Origin of the sequence: Methylobacterium frigidaeris, from assembly GCF_022179185.1 — a bacterium.
Lineage (GTDB): Bacteria > Pseudomonadota > Alphaproteobacteria > Rhizobiales > Beijerinckiaceae > Methylobacterium > Methylobacterium frigidaeris.
In genome coordinates this window covers 14,926-39,101 of sequence record NZ_BPQJ01000050.1, presented here as the reverse complement: position 1 = coordinate 39,101, position 24,176 = coordinate 14,926, and the positions used below count along the sequence as shown (strand labels likewise).

The following is a 24,176-nucleotide window of genomic DNA, read 5'->3' as shown; positions in this document are numbered from 1 at the left end:
GGTGTCTCGGGTCGGCCTCACAGGCCGAGATAGGTGGCCCTGAGGTGATCGTCCTCGATCAAGGCCCGGCCGGTGCCGGAGAGCGTGACGCGGCCGTTCTCCAGCACGTAGCCGCGGTCGGCCATGGAGAGGACCTGGAACACGTTCTGCTCGATGATGAGGATCGGGATGGCGAGCTGGCGCACGGCGCGGATCGCCTCGAACAGGCGGTCGACCATGATCGGCGCCAGGCCGAGGGAGGGCTCGTCGAGGGCCAGCACCCGCGGCCGGGCCATCAGGGCGCGACCCACCGCCAGCATCTGCTGCTGCCCGCCCGAGAGCGTCGAGGCGGCCTTGTCGCGCCGCTCGGCGAGGATCGGAAACAGCGCGAAGACCTCCTCGATGGTTTTGCGCCAGCGCGCATAGGCGCGGGGATTGTGGGCGCCGACCATCAGGTTCTCGCGGATCGACATGCCGAGGAAGAGCTGCTTGCCCTCCGGCGACTGGACGAAGCCGGCCTCCGCCACCCGGTGGGGCGCCAAGCCGTCGATGCGCTCGCCGAAGAGCGAGATCGCGCCGCCTCGCGCCCGGACGAGCCCCGAGACCGTGCGGAGCAGCGTGGTCTTGCCGGCGCCGTTCGCCCCGATCAGGGCGACGATCTCGCCCGGGTCGATCCGGAGCGAGACGCCGTCGAGGACCTGGACGTCGCCGTAGCCCGCCCGGAGATCGGTCGCCTCAAGCGCGGGCTGCTGCATATTGCTCCCCGAAATAGGCCTTCAGCACCTCGGGCTGGTTGACGACGTCCCGCGGCGCCCCGTCGGCGATCAGCCGGCCGGATTCCATCACGATCACCCGCTCGCTCAGCGCCATGATGACCTTCATCACGTGCTCGACTATCAGGATGGTGACGCCGCGGTCGCGGATGCGGCGCACCAAAGCCACCATCTCCTGCCCCTCGGCCGGGGTCGCGCCGGCCACGACCTCGTCCATCAGGAGCAGGACCGGCTCGGTCGAGAGAGCCCGGCCGAGTTCGAGCTTGCGCCGGTCGAAGGCGGTGAGGTGCTGCACCTCGGTGTCGGCCTGCCGGCCCATCCCGAGGAAGTCGGCGATCGCCTCGGCCTTGTCGCGGATGGCGCTTGCATCGCGCGAGCGGGCGAAGCCCCCGACCATCAGGTTCTCGATCACGGTGAGGTCGGCGAAGGGCTTCGAGAGCTGGAACGTCCGGGCGATGCCGGCCCGGCAGATGGTCCAGGGCCGCGCCCGGGCGATGTTCCGGCCCTGGAACAGGATCTCGCCGGAATCGGGCCGGGTGTAGCCGGCGATCATGTTGAAGGCGGTGGTCTTGCCGGCGCCGTTGGGACCGAGCAGCGCCAGGATCTCGCCGGCCTCTAACTGGAACGACAGGTCGCCGACCGCCTGGAGGCCGCCGAAGCGCTTGGCGATGCCGCGCACGTCGAGGAGGGGGCTCATCGCCGGCCTCCCCTGCCGAGGAGGCCGAGCCGGGCAAGCAGCGACCGCAGGGGCGCGATGAGGCCCTTCGGCAGGTAGAGGACCGCCAGCATCAGGATGATCCCGTAGACGACGATGTGGAGGCCGAGCAGCGAGCCGCCGAGATGGCCCCGGGTGATCTCGGCCAGCGGCGCGAGCAGGACCGCGCCGAGCAGCGGCCCGAACACTGTGCCCTGGCCGCCGATGATGCTCATCAGCGCCATGTCGATCGACAGGTCGACGCCGATCAGCCGCTCGGCATTCACGTAGCGGAAGAACTGGGCGTAGAAGCCGCCGCCGATGCCGGTCATGAAGGCGCTGATCGCGAGCGCGACGAGCTGGTAGCGGGCCGGGCTGATGCCGAGGCTCTCCGCCGCGTCGCGGTCGCCTCGGATCGCCTTGAGGTAGAAGCCGAGCTTCGAGTGCTCGAGCCACCAGGTCGCCGTGAGCGCCCCGGCGAGCAGGCCGACGATCACCCAGTAATACGGCGCCTTGCCGTTGAACTGGAGCGCCGCCAGGCTCTCGCCGCGCAGCGGCACGGTGAGGCCGGCCGCCCCGTTGAGCGGGATGCCCAGCACCGTGTCGGTGTTCTCGACCCAGATCCGGATCATCTCCGCGAAGGCGATCGTGGTCAGGGCGAAGTAGGGGCCGCGCAGCCGGAAGGTCGGGTAGCCGACCACTACCGAGAGCAGGGCCGCGAGGAGCCCGCCCACCGGCATCCCGAGCCAGGGCGACAGGCCGAGCCCGGTGAACAGCAGCACCGTGGCGTAGCCGCCGATCCCTGCGAACATCGCGTGCCCGATCGACAGCTGGCCGACATAGCCGCAGACGAAGTTCCAGGCGGTCGCCATGTAGGCGAAGAACAGCACGACGATGCAGGAATGCAGCAGGTAGGAATCGGTGACGACGAGGGGCAGCGCCATCGCCGCGAGCGTCATCAGGGCGATGAGCCCCAGCGTGCCGAAGCCCGTGCCCGCGTCGCGCGGGCGGCGCCCCGGTGCGGCGGGGAGGCTCGGAGCCCGGATCTCGTCGGGGCGGGGCACGGTGGGGCTCCTCAGTCGGTCGGGGCGGGCGGTGGTCATCAGGCGCGCCCCATCAGGCCGCTCGGCCGCACGAGGAGGATGAGGATGAACAAGCCGAGCGACAGGATCGCCGCCGATGTCGCCGGGACGAATTGCGAGGCCAGCGCCTCGAACACCCCGATGACGAGCCCGCCGACGATCGAGCCCGGGATGCTGCCGATGCCGCCGAGCACCACGACGATGAACGAGCGGATGCCGAAGCTCAGCCCGACCTGCGGGGTGATCGGGATGAAGGTCGCGAGCAGCGAGCCGAACAGGCCGAGCAGGGCCGCGCCGATGCCGAAGGTCACGGCGTAAATCATCGGCACGTCGATCCCCGACAGGACGGCGGCGTCGCGGTTCTGGGCGGTGGCCCGGATCGCCCGGCCGAGCCGCGTCGAGCGCAGCCACAGCGACAGGAGCACCGCCGCGAGGATCGCCGCCGAGAAGGCGATGAGCCGCTGCATGTTGACCGGGATCGGCCCGAGCATCAGCGGCGCCAGGGCGAGGCTCGTCGAGGCCGAGCGCACGTCGGGCCCGAAGGCCATCAGCGCCAGGTTGTCGATGACGAGGTAGACGCCGGCGGTGAGGAGGAGCGCACTCAGGGGCTCGACAACGAGCGCGCTCTCGCGCCGGATCAGTGGCGCGATGACGACGCTCTGGATCAGGAAGCCGACCGCGAACAGCAGCGGCACCGTCACGACCACGCTGGCATAGGGGTCGATGCCGGCGAGCGCCTGGAGCCAGAACGCCGCGTAGAGCGCCAGCATCAGCAGCGAGCCGTGGGCGAAGTTGACGACGCGCATCACCCCGAAGATCAGGCTGAGGCCGAGCGCGACGCCGCCGTAGATGCCGCCGATGAGGAGGCCGTTGACGAGCGCGAAGGAGAGGATCAGCGGGTCCATCGGATGTCCGTTGGGCCGTGCCTGCGGGTACCGGCGACGCGGGGCGCGCCGCCGTCCGGGACGACCGGATGACCGGGATGGCGGGGTCGAAAATCCCGCCTCAGCGTCAGGAGCGGGCGCCGAAGGCGGGCACCGGCCAGGCGGGCTTGGTGTCGGGCGAGCGGCTCTCAGCCGGCCACACCGTGCGGCGCTGGCCGTTCAGGTTCTGCGAGATCGCTCCGTGCGCGAAGGTGTTCTGGCCCTGCTCGTCGAACTTGATGCGCTGATAGCCGGCATAGAGGGCCGGGCCCGCGGTGATGTCGGTCGCCGCCACCGCGTCCCGCAGGACCTGTCTTTCGGCGCTGCGCGCCCGCTCCAGGGCGTCCTTGATCACGTACATGACGGCGAAGCCCTGCGCCCCGTAGGCGCTCATGTCGTAGCCGAGCTGGGCCTTGAACTTCGCCTCGACGTCGGCGAACTCGGGCAGGCGCTCGCCCTGGAGGGCGTCGACCTGGCGGTCCTCCTGCACGAAGTAGTAGGCGACGGCCTTGGGCGAGATCGCCTTGTAGAACGAGGGATCCTCGGTGCCGCCGCCGACCGAGTGCACGCCGTAGGGCAGGTTGAGCTGCTGCTCGAGCATCTGGCGCGACAGCAGCAGGTGGTCGGGGGTGTAGAAGGCGGCGATCAGCGCGTCGGGCTTGGCGGCGCGGATCTTGAGGAGCTGGGCCGAGAAGTCGACCTGGTTGGGCGGTGCCGCCTCGTCGAGGACGAGGGTGTAGCCGCGCTCCTTGGCGAGCTTGCGCACGTTGGCGGCGTGCGAGCGGCCCCAATCCGATCCCTCGTAGAACATCGCCAGGGTCTTGGGCCCCTGGCCGGTCTCCTTCTTCAGGAGATCGATGGCGTCGAGCTGCTCGCGCGCGTCGTAGGTCGCCTTGTTGTTGATGCGGAACACGTACTTGAAGTTGCGCTCGGTGATCTCGTCCTTCACCGCCCCCATCACGATCCAGGGCGTCTTGTAGCGCTCGGCCACCTCGGTCGCCGGGAAGGTCACGGCGCTGTTGAAGGCGCCGCTCATCACCGCGACGTTCTCGCGCTGGATCAGGCGCTCGGTCTCGGAGACGCCGATATCGGGCTTCGACTGCGAATCCGCGAAGACGAGCTTGAGCTTGGCGCCGTTGAGCGCCTTGATGCCGCCGGCGGCGTTGATCTGGTCGACGGCGATCTGCACGCCGGTCCGGGCCTGTTGGCCGATCGCCGCCGAGCCGCCGCTCAGCGGCAGGACCCAGCCGACCGAGATCTCGGTCTGGGATTGGGCTTGAACTTGGGCGGTGGTGGCGAAGGCCGCGGCGGAGAGCGCGAGCGCCCCGCGCAGGGCCACGCGTCGCGAGAACGAGGTCGTCATCGGGCGTTTCCTCCAGTTCTGTCCGGGCCGCTTCTCGCGTCCTCGTGGGATCGATGTCCTCTTGGGAGTAGCTTCGAAGACGGGGCGGGTGCTCCGCAAGCCACGTTCTGGGCTGGTGGAAAGACCACCTGTGCGAGCGGGCGTGGATCCTGGGGGCTGTTAGGGGACAGGAAGTGGCGCGAGCTTTCTCCTCTCCCCGCGGGCGGCAGGGCTGTCCGGGGAAATGAGTGGCGCGGGTTTCCCTCCCCCCTCTGCGGGGGAGGGTGCCCCACGAAGTGGGGCGGGAGAGGGGACTCCGCTTCCGGAGAAGTCGCGCACTTCATGAAGTGCGCCACCTGGAACAGCGTCGCGCTGCCCCTCTCCCGCCCGGCTCTGCCGGGCACCCTCCCCCGCAGAGGGGGGAGAGAGAAATCCGAGCCCCTCCTGTTCCCCGGACAGCCCTGCGCGGGCGGGGAGAGGAGAAGTCCCGCGCCTTTCTCCGGACAGCGGTGTGGATCCCAGGGCTGCTTCACGCTCCGGCGGCCCCGGCGAAACGCGCCCGCAACGCCGTCTTCAGCACCTTGCCCATCGGGTTCTTCGGCAATTCATCGAGGACGAGCCAGCGGCGCGGACGGGCGTAGTCGGCGAGGTGTGCGGCGCAGAACGCCGCAAGGGCATCGGTGTCGAGTCCGCCCGGCTCGCGCGGCACCACGCAGGCCGCGACGTCCTCGCCGAGCGCCGGGTGGGGCACGGCGATCACCGCGGCCTCGCGCACGCCGGGATGGCGGTAGAGCACCTCCTCGACCGCCACCGAGGCGACCTTCAGCCCGCCGCGGTTGATCACGTCCTTGCGCCGGTCGGTGAAGTACAAAAAGCCGTCCGGATCGAGATGCCCGACATCGCCGGTGCGGATGCCCCCGAGCACGAAGGCCTCGGCGGTGGCCTCGGGATTGCGAAAGTATCCCTTCGCGACCCCGGGCCCCCGAATCAGGATCTCCCCGGTCTCGCCGGGGCCGAGAGATCGTCCCGCCTCGTCGACGACGTCTATCGTGCAATGCGGCATGGCGCTGCCGATCGAGCCGAGCTTCGCCTCCATCATCGCCGGTTCGAGCCGGGTGCCGGCGGGACCGCTCTCGGTCATGCCGTAGATCTGCACCTGCTCGACATGCGGCCATTGCGCGGCGAGCCGGCGGATCACCTCAGGCGGCATCGCCGACCCGCCATAGCCGATCCGCCGCAGGCTCGAGACGTCGCTCGGGGCGCGGGCGAATTCCTCCATCAGGAAGTGCACCACCGAGGGCACGCCGTGGTAGTAGGTCGTGCGTTCCGAAGCGATCAGCCGGAGGCGGCCGCGATTGTCGAGGGGCTCCTCCAGCACCAGGCCGGCGCCGGCGATCCAGCACGACATCGCGCCGAGGTTGAGCGGCGAACTGGTGAAGAACGGCCAGCCGCCCTGGTAGAGGTCGCTCGCTCGCAGGCCCAGGGCCGCCCCGCAGGCGAGCCCGGCGCCGAGCATCGTCGCGTGGCTGTGCATCACCGCCTTCGACCGGGCGGTCGTGCCCGAGGTGAACAGGAGGCAGCCGAGGCGGTCGGGATCGGGCGCCTCCTCCGGCGCGGGCGCGTGCTCGACGGCGAGCGGTTCGGGCCAGGCTTCCGTGCCTCCCTCGGCCCCGTCGATCGCGAGGAGGCGCGCCCCGGGACAGAGGCGCGCGAGCCGCGAGGCCACGGCCTGCGTACAGACGATCGCCGCCGGCTCGGCGAGGGTAAGGGCGTGCTCGAGCTCCTCGTCGGAGGCGCGGGTGTTGAACGGCACCACCGCCGCGCCGATCCGCAGGGCGCCCAGCGCGGTGAGCAGGCATTCCCGCCCCGCCTCGTTGCCGAGCAGCACGCCGATCCGGTCGCCGGCCCGCAGGCCGAGGGCGTGGAAACCCGCCGCCACCGCGTCCATCCGCTGCACGAGCTGGCCGTAGGTGAGCCGGTCGCGCCAGCCGCCGATCGAGCGCGCCGAGAGCGCGATCCCGGGGCGCGCCTCCCGGGCCCGCCGCCGCAGGAGTTGCGGCACCGTGAGGGCGAGGATCTCGGCGGGATCTTCCATGAGGGCGCTGCCAGGCTTGCGGGTCGGGACGGCGCCATCTCGCCCGCGGCGGACGCGGCCCGTCAAAGCCCGGGTTGGTCTCGTCGGCGGACCAATGAGCGAATTGCGGCTCAGGGCTTCGAGGCTGCAGGTACGCAGACGTCACGGAATGGAGGCGGAGCGGTGCTGGCGATCGAGATGCGGATCGATGCCTATGGCGGGCCCGAGCGGTTCGCCCTGGCCGAGGTCGAGCTGTCGCCGCCCGGGCCCGGGCAGGTGCTGCTGCGCCAGACCGCCATCGGGGTGAACTTCATCGACGTCTATCACCGCCGCGGGACCTTTCCGATCCCGGCCCTGCCGGGCGCGGTCGGCGTCGAGGCGGTCGGGACCGTCGCGGCGGCCGGGGCGGGGGTGTCCCTCCGGCCGGGCGAGCGGGTCGGCTATGCCGGCCCGCCGGTCGGGAGCTACGCCAGCGCCCGGCTGATCGAGGCCGCGCGCTTGGTGCGGCTGCCGGATGCCGTGCCGGACGACGTCGCCGCCGCCCTGATGCTGAAGGGCATGACGGCCCACATGCTGTTCACCCGGGTGCGGCCGCTGCGACCCGGCGACGTCGTGCTGGTCCACGCGGCGGCCGGCGGGCTCGGCGTGCTGCTGACGCAATGGGCCCGGGCCGCGGGCGCGCGGGTCATCGGCATGGTCGGATCGGAGGCGAAGGCCGGGGTCGCCCGCGCCGCCGGCTGCGAGGCGACCATCCTCTACCGCCACCAGGACTTCGTCGCCGAGACGATGCGCCTGACCGGGGGCGAGGGCGTCGACGTCGTCTGCGAGGGCATCGGCGGCCGGGTGCTCGAACGCTCCCTCGACTGCCTCAAGCCCTTCGGGACCGCGATCAATCTAGGACAAGCCGGCGAGGCGCTGGCCGCGATCGACCTCGCGCGGCTCGGGCCGCAGCGCTCGCTCAGCGTGAGCGTGCCGGGCGTCTTCGCGCATCTGCGCACGCTGCCGGACCTGCAGGGCGCCGCCGACACGATGTTCGCGATGGTGGGGCAGGGGGCCTTGCGGCCGGAGATCGGCCTCCGCGCGCCGTTGCGCGAAGCCGGGGAGGTCCACCGCCGGCTCGAGGCCGGCGAGACCACCGGCGCCACCGTGCTTCTGCCGTGACGAAGCGCACCCTCGCCGAGGAGCCGCGGCTCGCCTGCCGCGCGCTCTTCCCGCATTGGCGCCCGGCGGTCGTGCGCCACTCGGACCTCGATCCGCACGGCCACGTCACCAACAGCGTCTTCGCCGCCTGGCTCGACGACGGGCGCTACGCCCTGCTGCGCGAGGTGCTGCGGCCGCTCCTGCCGCCCGACGACCTGCCGGCGCTCGCCTCGCTCACGGTGGATTTCTCCCGGGAGATCAACTTCGGCGACGCGCCCGAGATCGGGACCGCCGTGCTGCGGCTCGGGGCGCGGTCGATCGTCATGGGGCAGGGGCTGTTCGTTGGGGATTCCTGCGCGGCAAGCGCGCATTCGGTCACGGTCGTCATGGACGGCCGCACTCGCCGCGCCCGCCCGCTAACGGAGGCGGAGCGCACCGCCCTCGGACGATTCGGGGGCCGGCCCGAGTGACGGGGCCGGCGATTGGTCTTGAGGCAGGGCCAGCCGCCGCCTTGCCGACGCGGGCTTGAGCGGACGAACGTGCGGGCAACAGATCGGGGAGCGACGGGTGGACGCCTTCTTCACGGATGACGAGCGTGCGTTCCGGGCGGAGATCCGGTCGGCGATCCGCGCGATGCTGCCGGCGGACCTCGCCCGGAAGACCCGGGCCGGCATCCACCTGTCGCGCGAGGACATGGCGCGCTGGAACGCGCTCCTCGACGCAAACGGCTGGGCGGCGCATCACTGGCCCGAGGAGGCCGGCGGGCCGGGCTGGACGCCGATCCAGCGCTTCATCTTCGAGGCCGAATGCGCCGCCGCCGACGCGCCGCCGCTCAGCGTGTTCGGCATCTATCTCGTCGGCCCGACGCTCCACGCCTTCGGGTCGCACGCACAGAAGGCGCGCTACCTGCCGCCGATCCGCTCAGGAGAAGAATTCTGGTGCCAGGGCTACTCGGAGCCCGAAGCCGGCTCCGACCTCGCCTCGGTCCGCACCACGGCGCGACGGGTCGAGGGCGGCTGGGTCCTCAACGGCCAGAAGGCCTGGACCACGGAAGGGCACTTCGCCGACCTGATGATCTGCCTTGCCCGCACCAACCGGGAGGTGAAGCCCCAGGCCGGTCTGTCGCTGTTCATCGTCGACATGCGGGCGCCCGGGGTTGTGCTCACCCCGGTGATCACGATCGACGGCGGGCACAGCGTGAACACGGTGTTCCTCGACGACGTCCTGGTCGGCGACGACGCCCTGATCGGCGAAGTCGACCAGGGCTGGGGCTACGCCAAGTTCCTGCTCAACCACGAGCGCACCAACAACGCCCAGGTCCACCGCTCCCGCCGCGAGTTCGAGCGCCTGAAGGCCTTTGCCGCGGCGCCGCGCGCCGGAGGGTCGCCGGTCCTCGACGACCCCGCCTTCCGGCGCCGGTTCGCGGTGCTGGAGGCGAGCTTGTCCGGCCTCGAGGCGACGGTGCTGCGCGTCCTCGTCGATCAGACCGAGGGCCGCGAGCCCGGCCCTGAGGCGTCGATCGTCAAGGTGATCGGCTCGCGGCTGCAGCAGGCGATCAGCGAGCTGGCGATGGAGGTGATTGGCGAGGACGCGCTGGAGCTGCCGGAGGCGGCTCGCGATGAGGAGGTCGCCGGCTGGACCGAGCGGCACCTCTTCCGGCGGGTCGTGACCATCTACGCGGGCGCGAACGAGATCCAGAAGACGATCATCGCCCGCTCCACCCTGGGCCTGCGCTGAGGCTGCCATGCGGCGATCCCCCGACCAACGCGACGACGACCGCCTGCTGCGCGAGGGCGCCCGACGGTTCCTGGAAGAGACCTGCCCCTGGACGCCGTGCCCGCCCGACGAGGCGGCGCAGGACGCGGCGAGGCGCGAGATGGCGCAGCTCGGCTGGTTCGGGCTGGGCCTGCCGGAGGCGCTCGGCGGCGCCGGGGCGGACGCGCTGCAGGCCCTGGCGATCATCGAGGAGGCCGGGCGGGTGCTGCTGCGGCGCTCGCTCGCCGCGGACGTGCTGGTGGCGCCCCGCCTGATGCGCGACGTGGGCGGGGCGCTGGCGTCGCTCGCCCCGGGCCTCGCCGCCGGCACGGTGCGCTTCGCCCTCGTCCCGGAGAATCCGGGAACCGGGATCGGCGCCACCCGCACCGGTTCGGGCCTGCGACTCGACGGGCGGAGCGCCCTCGCGCTCGATGCCGGCCGCGCCACCCACTGGCTCGTCGAGGCCGGCGGGCACTCGCCGAACGGCGCGATGCTACTCTGCGTCGAGGCCCATCCCGCGGTGGTTGAGATGCGGCGCCTGATCGACGGGCGCACGGGCGCGGTCCTGACCTTCGACGGGCTCGCGCTCCCGGCTGAGGCCGTGCTCGCCACCGGTCACGAGGCCGTCGCCCGGATGGCCGAGATCCGGGACTGTGCCGTGGCCGCCCTGGTGGCGGATTCCTACGGGGCGCTCGCCGCCGGGCTCGACCTCACGGTCGGCTACCTCAACCAGCGGCGGCAATTCGGCCAGACGCTCGGCTCGTTCCAGGCCGTCCAGCACCTGATGGCGGACGCGTTCTGCGACCTCGAGACCCTGCGCTCGCTCCTCCTCTGGACGGCGGCCGCCCTCGACGGCGAGCCGGCGGAACGCCGCCGGGCGGCTCGGACCGCCAAGGTGACCCTCGGCCGGGAGGGGCTGGCCGCGGCCTCGCGCCTGATCCAGGCCAGCGGCGGCATCGCCATGACCGAGGAATACCGGGTCGGTCACGTCTACAAGCGCCTCCAGGTCGCGGCCGGGCTCCACGGCGGCACGGAGGCGCAGATCCGCGAGCTCGCGACAGCCACCCTGTCGCCGGAGGGGAGACCAGACGATGAGGCAAGTGCCGCTTGAGGAGCGTTACGAGACGCTGACGATTACGCGTGAGGGGCGGCTCCTCACCATCACGATGAATCGCCCGGAGGCGCTGAACGCCGCCGACGCGCTCCTGCACGAAGAGCTCGCCCACGTGTTCTACGACGTCGCCGTCGATCCGGGCAGCGACGTGATCGTGCTCACGGGGGCGGGCCGCGCCTTCTCGGCCGGCGGCGACATCCCGTGGATGCAGACTGCGATCGACCGCCCCGAATCCTTCGAGCAGACGGCGCGCGAGGCCAAGCGCATCGTCTTCTCGATGCTCGACCTCGAGAAGCCACTGGTCGCGCGGGTGAACGGCCACGCCACGGGCCTCGGCGCGACGCTCGCCCTGTTCTGCGACGTGATCTTCGCCGCCGACACCGCCAAGATCGGCGATCCCCACGTGTCGATCGGCTTCGTCGCGGGCGACGGCGGCCCGGCGATCTGGCCGCAGCTCATCGGCTATGCCCGGGCCAAGGAGTACCTGATGACGGGCGAATTGCTGCCCGCCCGCAAGGCGGCGGAGATCGGCCTCATCAACCACGCCTTCCCGCCGGACGAGCTCGACGGGGCGGTGGCGGCCTTCACGGGCAAGCTGCTCAGCGGCGCCACCAAGGCGATCCGCTGGAGCAAGACCGTGACCAACATCGAGCTGAAGCGCATCGTCCACGGCGTCATGGACGCGAGCGTCGCCTACGAGGCCTTATCGAACCGGACCGAGGATCACCAGGAGGCCGTCAACGCCTTCCGGGCCCGCCGCAAGCCGGACTTCACCGGTCGCTGAGGCTCTGGAGCATTTTCCGACGAAGTGGATACCGGATCGTCGAAGAAAATGCAGCAAAATCATAACTCTAGAGAGCTTCGCGATGACAGCGCGATCGTGAAGGGCTCTAGCGGCGGCCCGCCACGCGGGCCGCCGACCTCCTCTCTCAACCCACGGCCGGGATCCTGGGCGCAAGGTTCCCGGCCGCAAGGTCCGCCTCGAGGCCGCAGGGCAGCATCTCGCCCTCCGCCGTCAGCAGGGCGTAGCGGTCGCTGAAGGCGCCGCAATGCTCCGCCATCGCGCGTCCAGCGCCGACGGGATCGCGGGCGAGGATCGCCGCGACGATCTGAGTGTGGTGGGTGAGCAGCATGGCGTCGCGCCCCCCGCCGATTGCCGGGGCGGTGAGCGAGTAGTCGAAATAGGCCGTCATCAGGTCGCGCAGCACCTCGGTGATGTAGAGATGCACCGCGCTGCCGGCTGCCCGCGCGATGGTGAGGTGCAAGCGCAGGTCGAGGTCGATTCGGCGGCGCGGGCTGAGATGCGAGCGGCCCATCTCGGCGAGGATGCGGCGCAGGTCGGTGAAGTCGCGCTCGCTGCCGCGCTCCGCAGCGCGGCTCGCCGCCCAGACCTCGAGGTAGCCGCGCAGGCGCGACATCGTCTGCAGGTGCGACAGGTCGGCCGCGGCGAGCGAGGTCAGCGCGACCGGGGCATCGACCGAGCGGGTGCCGCTGCGCTCGTCGGCGACCACCGTCCCGTCTGCCTTGAGCGCGGCAAGGGCCTCGCGCACCGAGGCCCGGCTCACGCCGAACACCAGGGCGAGCCGCCGCTCGCTGAGAAGGCGGGCGCCGTCCCGCGCGTGCCCGGTCGCGATCATGCCGGCGATCTCGCGGGTCAACCGGTCCTTGAGCTGCTCGGGGCTCGCCACCGCCAGGTCGCGCAGGATCAGGTCGTCCTGCAGCGCCGGCTCGTTCCGCGGGTTGCGCTCACCGGCTTCCATCCCGGACCGGTCGAGTTCGCGAAAGGCGGCGGTACGGCTCGCGAGAGCGGATAGAGCCGCCGTCCTGTCGCGCCGTCCGATCGCATCCGCGAGGGTGCGGCGGCTGAGGGCGAGCTGGTCCGCCTGAGCGGTCCGATCCGTCGCGGCTGCAGCCCTGAGCAGGCTGCCGAACAGGCTGCGGATCCCGCGCGCGAGCTGGCGGACGATCATCGCGTAGATCGGACTGAGCGAGGCGTCGGCGAGCGCGAGGCGCCAGCCGACCTCGTCCTCCGCCAGCGCGTGGATGTCCCAGTACGGAGGCAGTGCCGCGACGCGGTCGGCGGCGCGGACGAGCGTCGCGCCGGAGGCGTCGCGCAGGAGCTGCTCGACGACGCACCGGTCGAGGAACACCACGAAATCCTGGAGATCCTCGAGGTTCTCCTGGTTGGCCCGAAGGAGCTCGATCAGCTGCCCGCCCCGTTCGATCGCGACGACCCGGGTGCCCGATCCCTGGACGGCCTCGATGTAGCCGTCGAGCTTGAGGCGGTCGAGGGCGCTGCGGACGCAGACCCGGCTCGCCGACGCCGCCTCGGCGATGCGCCGCTCCGGGGGCAGGCGGGCGCCGGGCGGCAGACGTCCGGACGCGATCAAATCCAGCATCGCCACCGCGAGGCGATCGGAGCGCACCGATTTTGTTTGAGTGCGCAAGTCGATCGCAGCCAGCCGACCGAAATCGGCGAGATCCAAAGGGCAGGCCGTCTCGCCCCGCAGGAGCGAGAGCTTGAGCCGCAGGGCTCCAGTCATGACGATCGTCCTCCCGGGGCCGGCCGGTTGAAGGGCCGGAGGCTTTTTGTAATCCTAGAGCGCTGTGCGACCGGTCAGCAATGGCGGAGTCGGCGGGATGCCGGGATACGACGTCGGCCGCACCGATCCGGCTCGTCCAGAGCTGCCGTCACGGCGCGCCTGCGGCAGGACTGGCACTTTCAGAACCCCACCGAACGAGCGGATACGAACTCCTGACCCTAAGCGGCCCCTCCAGGCCGATGCCGGGAATGCCCGGTCGCGAGGGTTTTCCGGTCATTTAATTTCCTCACACAGTTTCCTGACGCTCACCTCGCTGCCGGGCTCACGCGTCAAGCGCTTTAGCAGAAGCCGACTGCCGCGGTGTGAGGTTTACCGTCGTTTTTATTACATGAGGGCCCGAGCAGCGGAAGATCGCTCGGGGTGGAGAGCACACCACCGAGAAGACGGACCGCTATGGCCGGTCCCGGTCGTGCACGGACGGACGTCTCGCAGTTCGACAGCCTGATTGAGAGCTACCGCGCCTCCGGTTTCCTGCGAGCTTAGAGTCCGGGATTGTGAGCCGCGGTCAGCTCGCTTGACAGCAAAAAGCTAGGACGACACACGGGAGGCACGAAGTTCAAGACGTGCTTGGCCTTGGGAGAGTGGTCACCACCTCGACCTGCGCCAGTCACCCGGAGTTGTTCCCACTAGACCCTTGAATACCCTGGTCAGGTGGCTCTGGTCGGCAAAACCGCAAGCCAATGCGATCGCCCCGAGGGGATCGGAGGACGAGGACATGAGCGATTTCGCGTGATCAACACGCCTACGAAGCAGCCACTTATGAGGCGATAGACCAGTCGAAGCACGAAATTGCTTCGCAAAATAGCTCGGCGAGAGATCGACTGCTCTCGCAATTTGCGAAATATTTATATTTCCTCCTAGATTTGCATCTATCATCTCCTTGGCAATTCTAAGTTTATATTTAGGAAGTCCGGCATTGCCGGCAGGCACCAACGAGATGTTACCAAATTTGTCTAGTAAATGGGCACAGATAGCTAGTATGCAATGATCTACGAAGAGTTGGTTAGCTTCGCCGGGTCGCTCAAAGGCAGGCGCCAAAAGTTCGCCCAGGCTCTTTACCACGGCGTCCGAAAATCCTTGTCCGTTAATTATCTCGAGTTCCCCGTTGCCCGATAAACCATGCTCACTTGCCATGCTGACAAGGTGCATCCTTGGAATATGAAATTGCACGAAATCGAATTGATCTATAAGATTAGCATCTATTCTATGTCTAAGATCGTACAATACCGTATTTCCGCGCCTCAAGGACTTCTGAGGCGTATTTTTTCCATCCAGCCAGATCTCGCCTCTCTCGAAGTCGAGGAGTTCTAGAGAAACAGCGAATGCATCCTCAGGAGGGACGGTTTCCACGTAGCCGAAATTCGCCGCGCCTACGATCCGCGCAGCTGTAACAGGGTATCCGGTCGAATGGTTGGAGAGTTTTGCGAGGGAAGCGCTCCCGGCCCAGTGCGCCTCAATCCTGCGCCCATACGTCGACTTCTGCATCACCGCCCTAAGGTGCCCTTCGGCACTCGGTCTAGAACCTAAATTACCCTCCCCGCGTACGCTTGAGCATTTTTTCATGCCTCTTACACAAAGCTCATTCGCTCAGCCATGTCCCTGACGCAAAACGACCTCCGGCGGTCTCGGAGTTGGGGGATGCGTGCCGCAAACGTCGGCTTTCAGGCTTCCCATTCAACGATGAGCCCCCTCGTCCGCCTTTTTCGCCGCGGAGGTACGGAGACGATGCGGGGTGGGTAGAGACCGGCATCGCTCTCGATTTGGATGGCGGACGGGCACGGGGTCGCGGCCCGGCACCATCGGTCAGGCGGCGTTCGGATCAATTCCCAGCCCGTCGGTCGCCTCTTCGCGACGACCCGCGGGCAATGTCTCATCCCAGAATGCGAAGACCTCAAGCGGGACTGCGGCGCCGCGCGGGGGAAAGCAGCCCAACCGCATGAGTTCGTGTCTGTCGACCGACAGGATGTCGGCAAATGGAGCATTGCGGCACTTCAGGCTGCGCAACGTCGTAAACACGGCTCCCCTCTGCTACACCGGAGCTAGAACAAAGCTCAACAGCGGAATTAAGCAATCGCTGATAATTATTTTAGCAGCACTAACTAACAAGCATGACGAGCCAATCTATGCATCGAGGCAGTCTGAGGGGGAAAGATCCGAAACATATCGACGCAAATCATTTTAATATATAAAATTATAATCACAGTTGCACATTGAACTATCACGATTTATCGATGCGCTCAATCTCGTCAAGTACGGCATCAGGAGCAACATCTTGTCTGAGCTCATCAACTTCAGTATCGGCCTCTGTTTCGATGCCAAGCCGCTCTGTGATGGCTGACACCATCGCGACGAGCTTCGTCACCTCGTGCTCAGCCAACAGGCTGATGTGAAGATCGAGGTCCGCTCGCTTGTCAGCCGCCGCGGCCATACGGTTCTGGCTGATCAGCACGAAGGTTGAAAGGAAAATCGCCTCAACCGACGCCGAAGTGCCCAAGATCACGAAGGACTCGTCCCATTTCGGCAGGATTGGCACCAGCCCCGAATTTACGAGCGTCCAAAAACCGAAGAGCACGACATGCAGGTAGACGAATGCCATGCTGCCTGTGAACCACGTGATCGCCTCGGCCACCCGTTCCTGCGTGGAGGCGTTTCGCTCGGCCGCACTCCTGCGCTCTTGCAGGGTTTGGATATTGCGAATGAGGGCTGGAGCCAGTCCTTCAGGTTGAGGAGGCGGATAAGTCGTTCTTGCAGGGGGGCTTTTCCGCTGGTCTTGCCTCGGCATCGGGACAGGCCTCGGGAGGGGGCTGTCTGACCAACCGGTCTCTGCAATGGGGTGTTCCCGCTAAAGCGTCGCTAAGGGGTCGGGAGTTGCCCCTCGCACCGTGCTTGTTGTGGCCCGCCGTGCGGGCCGCCTTATTGCAACGCTGGTTCAAACGATGCGTGCCGGCAGTGCAGGAGCGCCATTTGATTTCCAGACACACGAACCTTACAGGTTTAAGTGGCTGAAAAACCGTCGTTTTTCTTACAGGCAGCCCTGAGCAGCGGAAGATCGCTAGGGGTTGGACGCCGCTGTCGGACCGTCCGCTAAGGGCGCACCCACTCAGCATGCCCGAAGCGAACCGGCTTACCGCGCACGGCGGAGCAGTTGCACTGTATCGTCCGTTGGGCTCATGTCCGCATGCTCGACTGTCCATTGGGTAAATGCGACCCCAGCGAACGGTTTCCCGGCCGACAGCGGTGGTATCCGCTGTGGTATACCCTTGCGGGCAAAGGCAGACAGTCAGCGGCCGATGGTTAGGCCCGACGGCTTAGATCCAAACACTCATCTTGACCTCTAACAGTTTGTCATCTAACGATGATGCACGCACGGCGGGCGCTGCTCAGCCTTCCCTCTCCGAGATCCCCGCCCATGCTCCTCACTCGTCCCGCCGCTCTTCGTGCCCTGGCCGTCACCGCCCTCAGCATGAGCCTCCTCGGCTATGCAAGCCTCCAGGTCCGGGCCAGCACACAACAAGCTCCCGCTCAGACCCAGCGCAGCGCCGTCGACCTGAAGAACGGGAAGGTCAGGACCGCCGCCCTGGCTGACAACTGCTACTACGTCGAGGAGAAGGTGGTCAGCCGCTCCGGCAAGACGGAAACCCGCCGCTCGCAAGAGTGCGACTGAGCTCCCAGCTGTAACGGCGCAGAGCCGGGAGGGACCTATGCCCGTGTTCACGGCCGAGGCGCTCGACGCTGATCCAGAGGCTCTGGCGTTCCTGCGCGAGGTCCTGGGCGAGGTTTCCCAGCCGAGTGGGCGTAAGATCGCTTCAAAGTTGAGCCGGCCAGCTTCTGTAGTTGTAATAAACAAGCTGGGCCGAAAGCCAGTCCAGATACTGCGGAACCGTATCAAGAGCTGCAGGTTAATCGCCGAACAGCCCACCCCAGCGTAGGGCTGAGTGGAGGTGCCATTGCAGCTGGTCCAGATCCGTCCCGCTCATCACCTCCTGCTCGTCCTCACCTCCGGCGGCCTGCTTCTCGGCACCTTCGGCCCGTCGCACGCCAATGAGGATAATGCTCTGGGCGGCTTCTTCCAGCAGCTGTTTTCAGCGCCCTCATCACCGGCCCCGCAGCCCTCTCCCCCTCCTGCCGTGCAGGACCCGACCCCGAGAGCCGGGTACGGGTACGCTCCCCGCCGGGCGTGGCGGCAGTTCGGACGTCACCACCTCTCACGCGAGGTGCCGGAGAAAGCTGCGCGGGTGAGACCGAAGATCCGGTACGTCGCTCTTCCCAAACCCGGGAAGGTCAGGGCTACGGTTGCAGAGAAGCCGAAGGTGGCTGACAGCAAGGCTGTGATGCTGGCCAAGGCTGGAGATCCTGGCTCAGCCTTGCTGCACGATGCGACCCTGCGCAAGGGCGACATCGTCATCATGGCGGATGGACCCAAGGTGTTCACCGGCAAGACAGGAGAGCAGCATCGCGCGGGCGAGTTCGAGGACGCGAGCCGCTCGTCGGCGCTCGACCGCAGGACGCGTCAGCTTCTAGCCGCGATGGTGCGGCCTGTCGGGGCTATGCCCGCTGAGGAGGCGCGCAAGTACCTGGCAAAGCTCAGGTCGCATCCGGTTCCCACGAACTCCGGTGCTCAGGCGAGCGCCTCTCCGGTTCGTGTCGTGTACTCGCCAGGCCAGCCTGAGGTAAACACTCCGTCGAAGTCTTAGCTGCAGCCTTCGGGCCGCCTCTCGCGAGGTTACAGCCCAAGCAGTTGTTGTGCAGCTGAATAGCGCTGCTCATGCCGGCTCTGTCGCGTTACAGACGCGCGAGGCTCACCTTGGACAGCCCGGACACGCCGATCGCGCGAGCTGCGGCGTTGGACAGGTCGATGACCCGGCCGCCCACATAAGGTCCGCGGTCGTTGATGCGCACGACGACGGAGCGGCCGTTGGTGCTGTTGGTCACCCGCACCTGAGTGCCGAACGGCAGGCTGCGGTGAGCGGCGGTCAGCGCATGCGTGTTGAAGCGCTCGCCGTTGGCGGTCTTCCGGCCATGGAAGCCAGGCCCGTACCAGGAGGCCACTCCGGCCTGCGGGCGGTGGGTGCTCTTGGCCTCAGCCCCGGAGGTCACGAAAACAGTCATGAGGGCGCAAGCGGCCAGCAGAGCCTTTGAGTGCATTACGAATTCCCGTTGTTGTTTTTCGTGATGCGCAATCTACCTGCAAGTACGGCCACAATGTGACTGGCGAAAATGAGGCTAATTACCGGCGGCAGAGATCGCGCTTGCTCTGGGGGCGCGCTGGTCTTCGTGCTCGATCGCTCTCAGCTCCTCGGCGAGGAGGTCAAGATCAACAATAAAGATCTGTGTGATGATGCGGGCAAGGGTGGCGGCATCGAGCGAGTGCTGGGCTCGTAGCTCGTCCAGCACGCGCCGGAGGCTGATCGCGTCCTGCAGCAGGGGAGGCGATCGACCTGCCTGCAGGTTGTCCAAGTCGGTCTGGGGGATGCAGGCACGAAGCTCTGCCGGCATGCTGCCGAGGCTGCGCTCAGCATGCCCAGAGCAGGATTGAGGGATCACGGAACACTCAGGAGCGCACGCGCACCTGATCCCTGATCCGCTCGAAACGAGCACGGCTGAGCACACGACGGCTCAGGAGTTCCTCGGCGGATTGGTAAGGCCGGCCGCGGACGATCGCCCGCCCGATCGCACCACCACCGCGCAGCCCGTTCAGTTCCGCGAGAGAAGCCGTGTTCAGGTCCACACCACTGCTCGTGCTCACCCGCGGCTCGGCCGAGGCCAAGACCGCTGTTCTGACCGGATCGCCGGGCCGGCTCCCGCCAGCAGGTGAACTCGCTGGAGCAGAGAGTGCGGCGACGGTCAGAGCCGCCGGCGCGCTCGGTGCCTGGGCGGAGCGGCTCGCCGTGGCGCGCAGCCCGCCGGCGAGGGCCTGCATCTCGGCAGGAGCAGAGGGCGTGGTGGTGCTCGGCGCAGCTTGTGCGCTCGCAAGAGCCTGAGGGGCAGAGCGGGCGGGCTGCAGAGCAGGCAGCGCCGGTGATGTCGCGTAAGCCTCGCCCAGCTCCAGCCGGCTGAGGGTCACGGCAACCAGACCCGCGCCACCCGCGAGCACCAGGAGCGCGAACAGACGCAGCGTGTAGACAAATCTCAGCATGGTGCCAGCCCAACGACGCGTGGGGAGCGGCAAAGGTCTGCCCGCGTCGCGACAGCCCTCGGAAATGAGGCGGGAGGGCTCAGGCGGCGAGATGGCCGAGCGTGAGCATGCCGAGGATCAGCAGGGCTGTCGAACCAGCAAAGCCGAGGCTGGCGCGCAGCCACTGCGGCCCGTGCGAGGTAGCCGGCATTGAAGCAAAGGCTGCGGTGGCGAGGGTGGTCATGGCGGCTCAGCGGGTGATCGGGCCGGGGTAGACGACGCGCACCGCGCGTTGGGTCTCACTGGAGCTGGTCACCTTGGGAGGGGTTTGGGGAGCCACCTGGATCGTGGTCACGACAGGAGAAGCGGCCGGCGAGGAATTAGCTGGCTCCGGTACAAGAGTGAGGCCGGCCAGGAGCGCGGTCAGGCTCCCCAATGCCGCGAGCAGGCCCAGTTGGATGGTGCAGTGCTTGGGACCTGAAGCGGTGCGAGTGATGCGGACCATGCTGGCCTCCCCAGGCCATTTTTGTTAGTGATCCAGTTATTAGAATTCTAACACTTAGCTCTCAAGATAGCACGAAGGCCTAGGCCATTCTGCATAGGCATGCGCAGGATCTTTCCTGCCCGGCAGCCGCGCACGAAAGGCTAATCTTTTATCTTGCCCTCTAACCGTTATTGCGCTATGCAACTAGAGAGATATTCTTCTATTATCAATTCAACCCAGTGAACCTGCTTATGAGCGCCCCTGACGATCCCCTCCGGCTCGACCACCAGCTCTGCTTCGCCGTCTACGCGGCCGCCCACGCCTTCTCGGCCGCCTACAAGCCGCTGCTGGAGCCCTTTGGCCTGAGCTATCCGCAGTACCTGGTGCTGCTGACTTTGTGGGAGCGGGACGGGCTGAGCGTGAAGGAGATCGGAGCGCGGCTGGAGCTCGACTCTGGCACGCTGACGCCCCTGCTGAAGCGGCTGGAGGCGTCGGGTTACCTGACCCGGGTGCGTGTGCCGGGCAACGAGCGCCAGTTGCAGGTGGGATTGACGGACACGGGGCGGAGCTTGCGCGAGCGGATCGGATCGGTGCGGGCGCAGATCGTGTGTGCGCTGGGCGACAGCGAGGAGCCGATCCAGGATCTCAGGCTGGAGTTGCGCCGCATCACGCCGCTCCTGCGCAACCTGCCCACCGGTGAGAAGGCAGCGGAGTAAGACAACCGCGGCGAACGCTGACGTTCGGATCGGGGGAGGCAAATCGCGGGTGGCAGCACCCACCATGCGCCCGCGCGCAGCACTGCCTGCCTGAGAAAGATCTTAGTTCAGGGTCAGACCGTCCCGATCACGCTGCTGGACCTGCTCGCGCGCCCAATCCAGTGCCTCAGCTGGCGAGGCGAAGCTTGAGTTGAGGGTGGGAGCCTGGCAGGGCCCGAACCCGGCCTCAAGGAACCAGCGTTCCCAGAGCTCGGGGTCAAGGTGCTCATCGCGCTCGATCCGGACGATGACGGCGAAGAGCTGGTCATTCACGAGGATGAGGCAGCCCTGCTGGTCAAGGCCTGCGGTGTTGACCAGGAGGGGCTCGCACCGTGAGGTGGGTTGCATGGTAGGTGCTTGCAGCTTGGGATAGGGCGCCCATCATAAAGCGATCAAACATTTTGCCTACTAACAATTGGTATGATTGCTGGTGCTGGATGCGTGGGCCCCTGGCTGTCCGTACGGGCATGCCCTAACGGATTGTGAGCGTCGTTTTAGGCAGCTTTCGACCCTTCTCGGAACCTCAGAGTGTCCGCTTGCTCGCAGTGTGATTTCCGTCGAGTAAGTTTAGCCCATGCTTATAGCACGCAGCTAAAGCGTGCTCAGCACGCCCCACCTCACATCGAGCTTGCGTTGTGGGCCATTTGAGCCGACATCGCCAAGACCGCAGCCGGGATCGGTGTCAGGAGTTCAATGCCAAATCCGGATCGTGCCGACGTGGCCCTCAGCACTGATGGCCGCTACAGGCTGCTCATTGAGGCGATCACCGACTACGCGATCTACATGCTGGATCGCGACGGTCACGTGACCAGCTGGAACCCGGGCGCCAAGCGCTTCAAGGGCTATGAGGCCGACGAGATCATCGGCCATCACTTCTCGACCTTCTACACCGACGCCGAGCGAGAAGAGGGAGTGCCGGCGCGGGCCCTGGAGGAGGCTGCTCGGACGGGGCGCTTCGAACGCGAGGGCTGGCGCGTGCGCAAGGACGGCACGCAGTTCTGGGCCCACGTGATCATCGATCCAATCCGCTCACCTCTCGGCGACCTCGTCGGCTTCGCGAAAATCACCCGCGACTTGAGCGAGCGTAGGGCTGCCGAGGCCAAGCTGAGGGAGAGCGAACAGCAGTTCCGGCTGCTCGTACAAGGCGTCACCGACTACGCGATCTACATGCTGAACGCGCGCGGCGAAGTCGCGAGTTGGAACGCGGGCGCCCAGCGGATCAAGGGCTATGCGCCGGACGAGATCATCGGCCGTCACTTCTCTGACTTCTATACGCAGGCAGATCGCGACATCGGCGTTCCGAAAGCGGGCTTAGAGACCGCCGCGCGCGAGGGGCGCTGGGAGCACGAAGGGCTGCGAGTCCGCAAGGATGGGACGACCTTCTGGGCGCACGTTGTCATTGACGCCATTCGGGACGATGCGGGCCAGCTGATCGGCTTTGCGAAGGTCACACGCGACATCTCCGAGCGCCGCCAGGCCGAAGAAGCACTCCGCGATGCGCAAGCGACCTTAATGCGGTCGCAAAAGCTCGAAGCCATCGGGCAGCTTACAGGCGGGGTTGCGCACGACTTCAACAATCTGCTTCAGGTGATTAGCGGCAATCTACAGCTGCTGAGCAAGGACATCGCCGGCAATCGTCGCGCTGAGATGCGGGTTCAAAGTGCTCTGGCTGGGGTCGCGCGCGGCGCGAAGCTCGCCTCGCAGCTCCTCGCCTTCGCCAGGCGTCAGCCTTTGGAGCCCAAGGTCATCAACATCGGCAGGCTCGTTCAAGGTATGGACGACATGCTTCGCCGCACGCTGGGCGAAGAGGTCGAGATCGAGACTGTCGTGGCGGGTGGGCTTTGGAACACTCTCGTCGATCCCGACCAGATTGAGAACGCCATCCTGAACTTGGCGATCAACGCGCGTGACGCGATGGATGGCCACGGCCACCTCACCATTGAGGTCGGCAACGCTTCTCTGGATGACGAGTACGCGCGGACGCACGACGACGTCGCGGCTGGCCAGTACGTACTCCTCGCGGTCACCGACACGGGCGAGGGCATCCCACGCGACGCGCTGGACCGGGTCTTCGAGCCGTTCTTTACGACAAAGCCTGAGGGCAAAGGCACCGGCTTGGGCCTTGCTATGGTCTACGGTCTGGTGAAGCAGTCCGGCGGGCATATCAAAATCTACAGCGAGGTGGGCTCGGGCACGACGGTCAAGCTTTACCTGCCGCGCGCGATGGAGAGCGAGGACGTTCTGGTCGTGGTGCCTCACGGCCAAGTGCGCGGTGGAGACGAGACCGTGCTGGTGGTCGAAGACGATGACGAGGTCCGTGAGGTCGCGGTCTCGATGCTCGGTGAACTCGGCTACCGCGTGCTGAAGGCGCGGGATGCCGCGAGCGCGTTAGCAATCGTGGAGAGCGGCCTTCCCATCGATCTGATCTTTACCGATGTGATGATGCCGGGCTGCGTGCGCAGCCCTGAACTCGCGCGCAAAGCCAAAGAGCGGCTGCCCAACGTCGCGGTGCTCTTCACCTCTGGGTACACCCGAAACGCCATTGTTCATGGCGGACGGCTGGATCCTGGCGTCGAACTTCTCTCGAAGCCCTACTCACGTGAGGCGTTAGCGCGGAAGATTAGGCACGTGCTGGCCAACCAGGCACAGCGCCAAGTTGCCCCTCCAGTCGTGACAAAGCCTTCCAGCCAAAATGCCTTGAAGGGCGCAGCCGTATTGTTGGTCGAGGACGACAACCTCATCCGGAGTACCACGGCGGAGATGCTGGCTGATGGAGGATGTCAGGTTCGACAGGCGAGGAGCGGGGAAGAGGCTCTCAAGCTGCTGGAGCTTGAGAGAGTGGATGTCCTCCTGACCGACGTTGGATTGCCCGGCATCTCCGGCCTGGAGCTGGCGAGAACGGCGCGGGAGCGCTGGCCTGACATCAGCGTGGTTCTTGCATCGGGTGATAGCGCCGTCTCGTCCGACGCCGCGTTCCTGCGGGCTTCGCTCGTCGTAAAGCCCTACACGCCGGAAAGTTTGAGGCAGACGATCGCCAAATCACTCTTCATGCGAGAGCCCTCAAAACAGCAACGCTAACTTGTGAATGCGCATCCTGTGCAGTGGATGAATACTTACGATTAATCTTATATTGTGTGAGTGGGCCAAAAGCGAGTTCGAAACCTCGGATAAATGGAATGTTCAAGATCGGAAATAGTCCCGAATGTTATCTGGCTCAACCTGTTACCGCAGGCGCAATGTAGCTACATGCAGTTGAGCGCGATGATCCAGGCGATTTTGTCCGACCCCATGTTTCCCGCTGACCCTAAGGGCGATTGACCAGGCGGCCCTGGAGCTGCTGCGC

Annotated in this window: 24 protein-coding genes; 9 read left to right on the top strand and 15 right to left on the bottom strand. The window is 67.0% G+C overall.

The genetic code is table 11. The features are described 5' to 3' along the window. Nucleotides 1-17: 17 nt before the first annotated feature. From MFF64_RS30750 to MFF64_RS30725, 6 genes are all read right to left on the bottom strand, one after another. Nucleotides 18-734, bottom strand: a complete 717-nt coding sequence (locus tag MFF64_RS30750) for an ABC transporter ATP-binding protein (protein WP_099902546.1) — start codon at nt 732-734, stop codon at nt 18-20. Further along, nucleotides 715-1,449 (bottom strand): ABC transporter ATP-binding protein, encoded by a 735-nt coding sequence (locus MFF64_RS30745; RefSeq protein WP_099902544.1) that lies wholly within the window; start codon nt 1,447-1,449, stop codon nt 715-717. The genes MFF64_RS30750 and MFF64_RS30745 overlap by 20 nt, the downstream gene beginning before the upstream one ends. Continuing rightward, nucleotides 1,446-2,510: a branched-chain amino acid ABC transporter permease gene (locus MFF64_RS30740; protein WP_238193248.1), complete on the bottom strand. Its 1,065-nt coding sequence runs from the start codon at nt 2,508-2,510 to the stop codon at nt 1,446-1,448. Before MFF64_RS30740 ends, MFF64_RS30745 begins: the two co-directional genes overlap by 4 nt. Nucleotides 2,511-2,548: 38 nt before the next feature. Then, a complete protein-coding gene (locus MFF64_RS30735; RefSeq protein WP_099900725.1) occupies nt 2,549-3,433 on the bottom strand; it encodes a branched-chain amino acid ABC transporter permease in 885 nt (294 codons plus the stop codon). A gap of 106 nt (nt 3,434-3,539) precedes the next feature. Further along, nucleotides 3,540-4,814 carry an ABC transporter substrate-binding protein gene (locus MFF64_RS30730; protein ID WP_238193247.1) on the bottom strand — a complete coding sequence of 425 codons (1,275 nt, stop codon included), beginning with the start codon at nt 4,812-4,814 and terminating at the stop codon, nt 3,540-3,542. 508 nt (nt 4,815-5,322) lie between these two features. Further along, nucleotides 5,323-6,888, bottom strand: a complete 1,566-nt coding sequence (locus MFF64_RS30725; RefSeq protein ID WP_238193246.1) for a class I adenylate-forming enzyme family protein — start codon at nt 6,886-6,888, stop codon at nt 5,323-5,325. A 162-nt stretch (nt 6,889-7,050) separates the two neighbouring features. On the opposite strand from MFF64_RS30725, the gene MFF64_RS30720 reads away from it, so the two are divergent. The 5 genes from MFF64_RS30720 to MFF64_RS30700 all read left to right on the top strand — a co-directional run bounded on the left by MFF64_RS30720 (nt 7,051) and on the right by MFF64_RS30700 (nt 11,660). Then, nucleotides 7,051-8,028 carry a quinone oxidoreductase family protein gene (locus MFF64_RS30720; protein ID WP_238193245.1) on the top strand — a complete coding sequence of 326 codons (978 nt, stop codon included), beginning with the start codon at nt 7,051-7,053 and terminating at the stop codon, nt 8,026-8,028. After that, on the top strand, nt 8,025-8,477 hold the full coding sequence (locus MFF64_RS30715) for an acyl-CoA thioesterase (RefSeq protein WP_238193244.1): 453 nt from the start codon (nt 8,025-8,027) through the stop codon (nt 8,475-8,477). The genes MFF64_RS30720 and MFF64_RS30715 overlap by 4 nt, the downstream gene beginning before the upstream one ends. Before the next feature lie 97 nt (nt 8,478-8,574). Next, nucleotides 8,575-9,744 carry an acyl-CoA dehydrogenase family protein gene (locus tag MFF64_RS30710; RefSeq protein ID WP_238193243.1) on the top strand — a complete coding sequence of 390 codons (1,170 nt, stop codon included), beginning with the start codon at nt 8,575-8,577 and terminating at the stop codon, nt 9,742-9,744. Nucleotides 9,745-9,751: 7 nt separating this feature from the next. After that, complete coding sequence (locus MFF64_RS30705) at nt 9,752-10,873, top strand: acyl-CoA dehydrogenase family protein (RefSeq protein ID WP_099900844.1); 1,122 nt, start codon at nt 9,752-9,754, stop codon at nt 10,871-10,873. Next, entirely contained in the window at nt 10,854-11,660 is an 807-nt protein-coding gene (locus tag MFF64_RS30700; RefSeq protein ID WP_238193242.1) for an enoyl-CoA hydratase/isomerase family protein, read from the top strand. Before MFF64_RS30705 ends, MFF64_RS30700 begins: the two co-directional genes overlap by 20 nt. 145 nt (nt 11,661-11,805) lie before the next feature. Here MFF64_RS30700 and MFF64_RS30695 read toward each other — a convergent pair whose 3' ends face one another. The 4 genes from MFF64_RS30695 to MFF64_RS30680 form a co-directional block, all read right to left on the bottom strand. Further along, a complete protein-coding gene (locus MFF64_RS30695) occupies nt 11,806-13,419 on the bottom strand; it encodes a FadR/GntR family transcriptional regulator (RefSeq protein ID WP_238193241.1) in 1,614 nt (537 codons plus the stop codon). A 645-nt stretch (nt 13,420-14,064) separates the two neighbouring features. Next, the gene (locus MFF64_RS30690; RefSeq protein WP_238193240.1) at nt 14,065-14,964 is read right to left on the bottom strand and encodes a helix-turn-helix transcriptional regulator; all 900 of its coding nucleotides are present in this window, start codon (nt 14,962-14,964) and stop codon (nt 14,065-14,067) included. Nucleotides 14,965-15,282: 318 nt separating this feature from the next. Further along, nucleotides 15,283-15,495, bottom strand: coding sequence for a hypothetical protein (locus MFF64_RS30685; RefSeq protein WP_238193239.1), 213 nt, complete (start codon nt 15,493-15,495; stop codon nt 15,283-15,285). A gap of 202 nt (nt 15,496-15,697) precedes the next feature. Beyond that, nucleotides 15,698-16,261 (bottom strand): DUF1003 domain-containing protein, encoded by a 564-nt coding sequence (locus MFF64_RS30680; RefSeq protein ID WP_238193238.1) that lies wholly within the window; start codon nt 16,259-16,261, stop codon nt 15,698-15,700. Between the two features lie 627 nt (nt 16,262-16,888). Between MFF64_RS30680 and MFF64_RS30675 the strand changes: the two genes are divergently transcribed. Together MFF64_RS30675 and MFF64_RS30670 are read left to right on the top strand one after the other, a co-directional pair. Continuing rightward, on the top strand, nt 16,889-17,143 hold the full coding sequence (locus MFF64_RS30675; protein ID WP_238193237.1) for a hypothetical protein: 255 nt from the start codon (nt 16,889-16,891) through the stop codon (nt 17,141-17,143). A gap of 283 nt (nt 17,144-17,426) precedes the next feature. Next, nucleotides 17,427-18,173 (top strand): hypothetical protein, encoded by a 747-nt coding sequence (locus MFF64_RS30670; RefSeq protein WP_238193236.1) that lies wholly within the window; start codon nt 17,427-17,429, stop codon nt 18,171-18,173. Nucleotides 18,174-18,261: 88 nt separating this feature from the next. Here MFF64_RS30670 and MFF64_RS30665 read toward each other — a convergent pair whose 3' ends face one another. From MFF64_RS30665 to MFF64_RS30645, 5 genes are all read right to left on the bottom strand, one after another. Further along, nucleotides 18,262-18,624 carry a septal ring lytic transglycosylase RlpA family protein gene (locus MFF64_RS30665; protein ID WP_099901446.1) on the bottom strand — a complete coding sequence of 121 codons (363 nt, stop codon included), beginning with the start codon at nt 18,622-18,624 and terminating at the stop codon, nt 18,262-18,264. A gap of 78 nt (nt 18,625-18,702) precedes the next feature. Then, entirely contained in the window at nt 18,703-18,975 is a 273-nt protein-coding gene (locus MFF64_RS30660; protein WP_099901448.1) for a hypothetical protein, read from the bottom strand. A gap of 55 nt (nt 18,976-19,030) precedes the next feature. Next, nucleotides 19,031-19,615: a helix-hairpin-helix domain-containing protein gene (locus MFF64_RS30655; RefSeq protein ID WP_238193235.1), complete on the bottom strand. Its 585-nt coding sequence runs from the start codon at nt 19,613-19,615 to the stop codon at nt 19,031-19,033. 79 nt (nt 19,616-19,694) lie between these two features. Continuing rightward, nucleotides 19,695-19,838 carry a hypothetical protein gene (locus MFF64_RS30650; RefSeq protein WP_238193234.1) on the bottom strand — a complete coding sequence of 48 codons (144 nt, stop codon included), beginning with the start codon at nt 19,836-19,838 and terminating at the stop codon, nt 19,695-19,697. A 6-nt stretch (nt 19,839-19,844) separates the two neighbouring features. Then, complete coding sequence (locus MFF64_RS30645; RefSeq protein ID WP_238193233.1) at nt 19,845-20,099, bottom strand: hypothetical protein; 255 nt, start codon at nt 20,097-20,099, stop codon at nt 19,845-19,847. Between the two features lie 230 nt (nt 20,100-20,329). On the opposite strand from MFF64_RS30645, the gene MFF64_RS30640 reads away from it, so the two are divergent. Continuing rightward, entirely contained in the window at nt 20,330-20,794 is a 465-nt protein-coding gene (locus MFF64_RS30640) for a MarR family winged helix-turn-helix transcriptional regulator (protein WP_238193232.1), read from the top strand. Between the two features lie 732 nt (nt 20,795-21,526). Further along, nucleotides 21,527-23,911, top strand: a complete 2,385-nt coding sequence (locus MFF64_RS30635) for a hybrid sensor histidine kinase/response regulator (protein WP_238193231.1) — start codon at nt 21,527-21,529, stop codon at nt 23,909-23,911. The last annotated feature ends 265 nt before the right edge of the window (nt 23,912-24,176 follow it).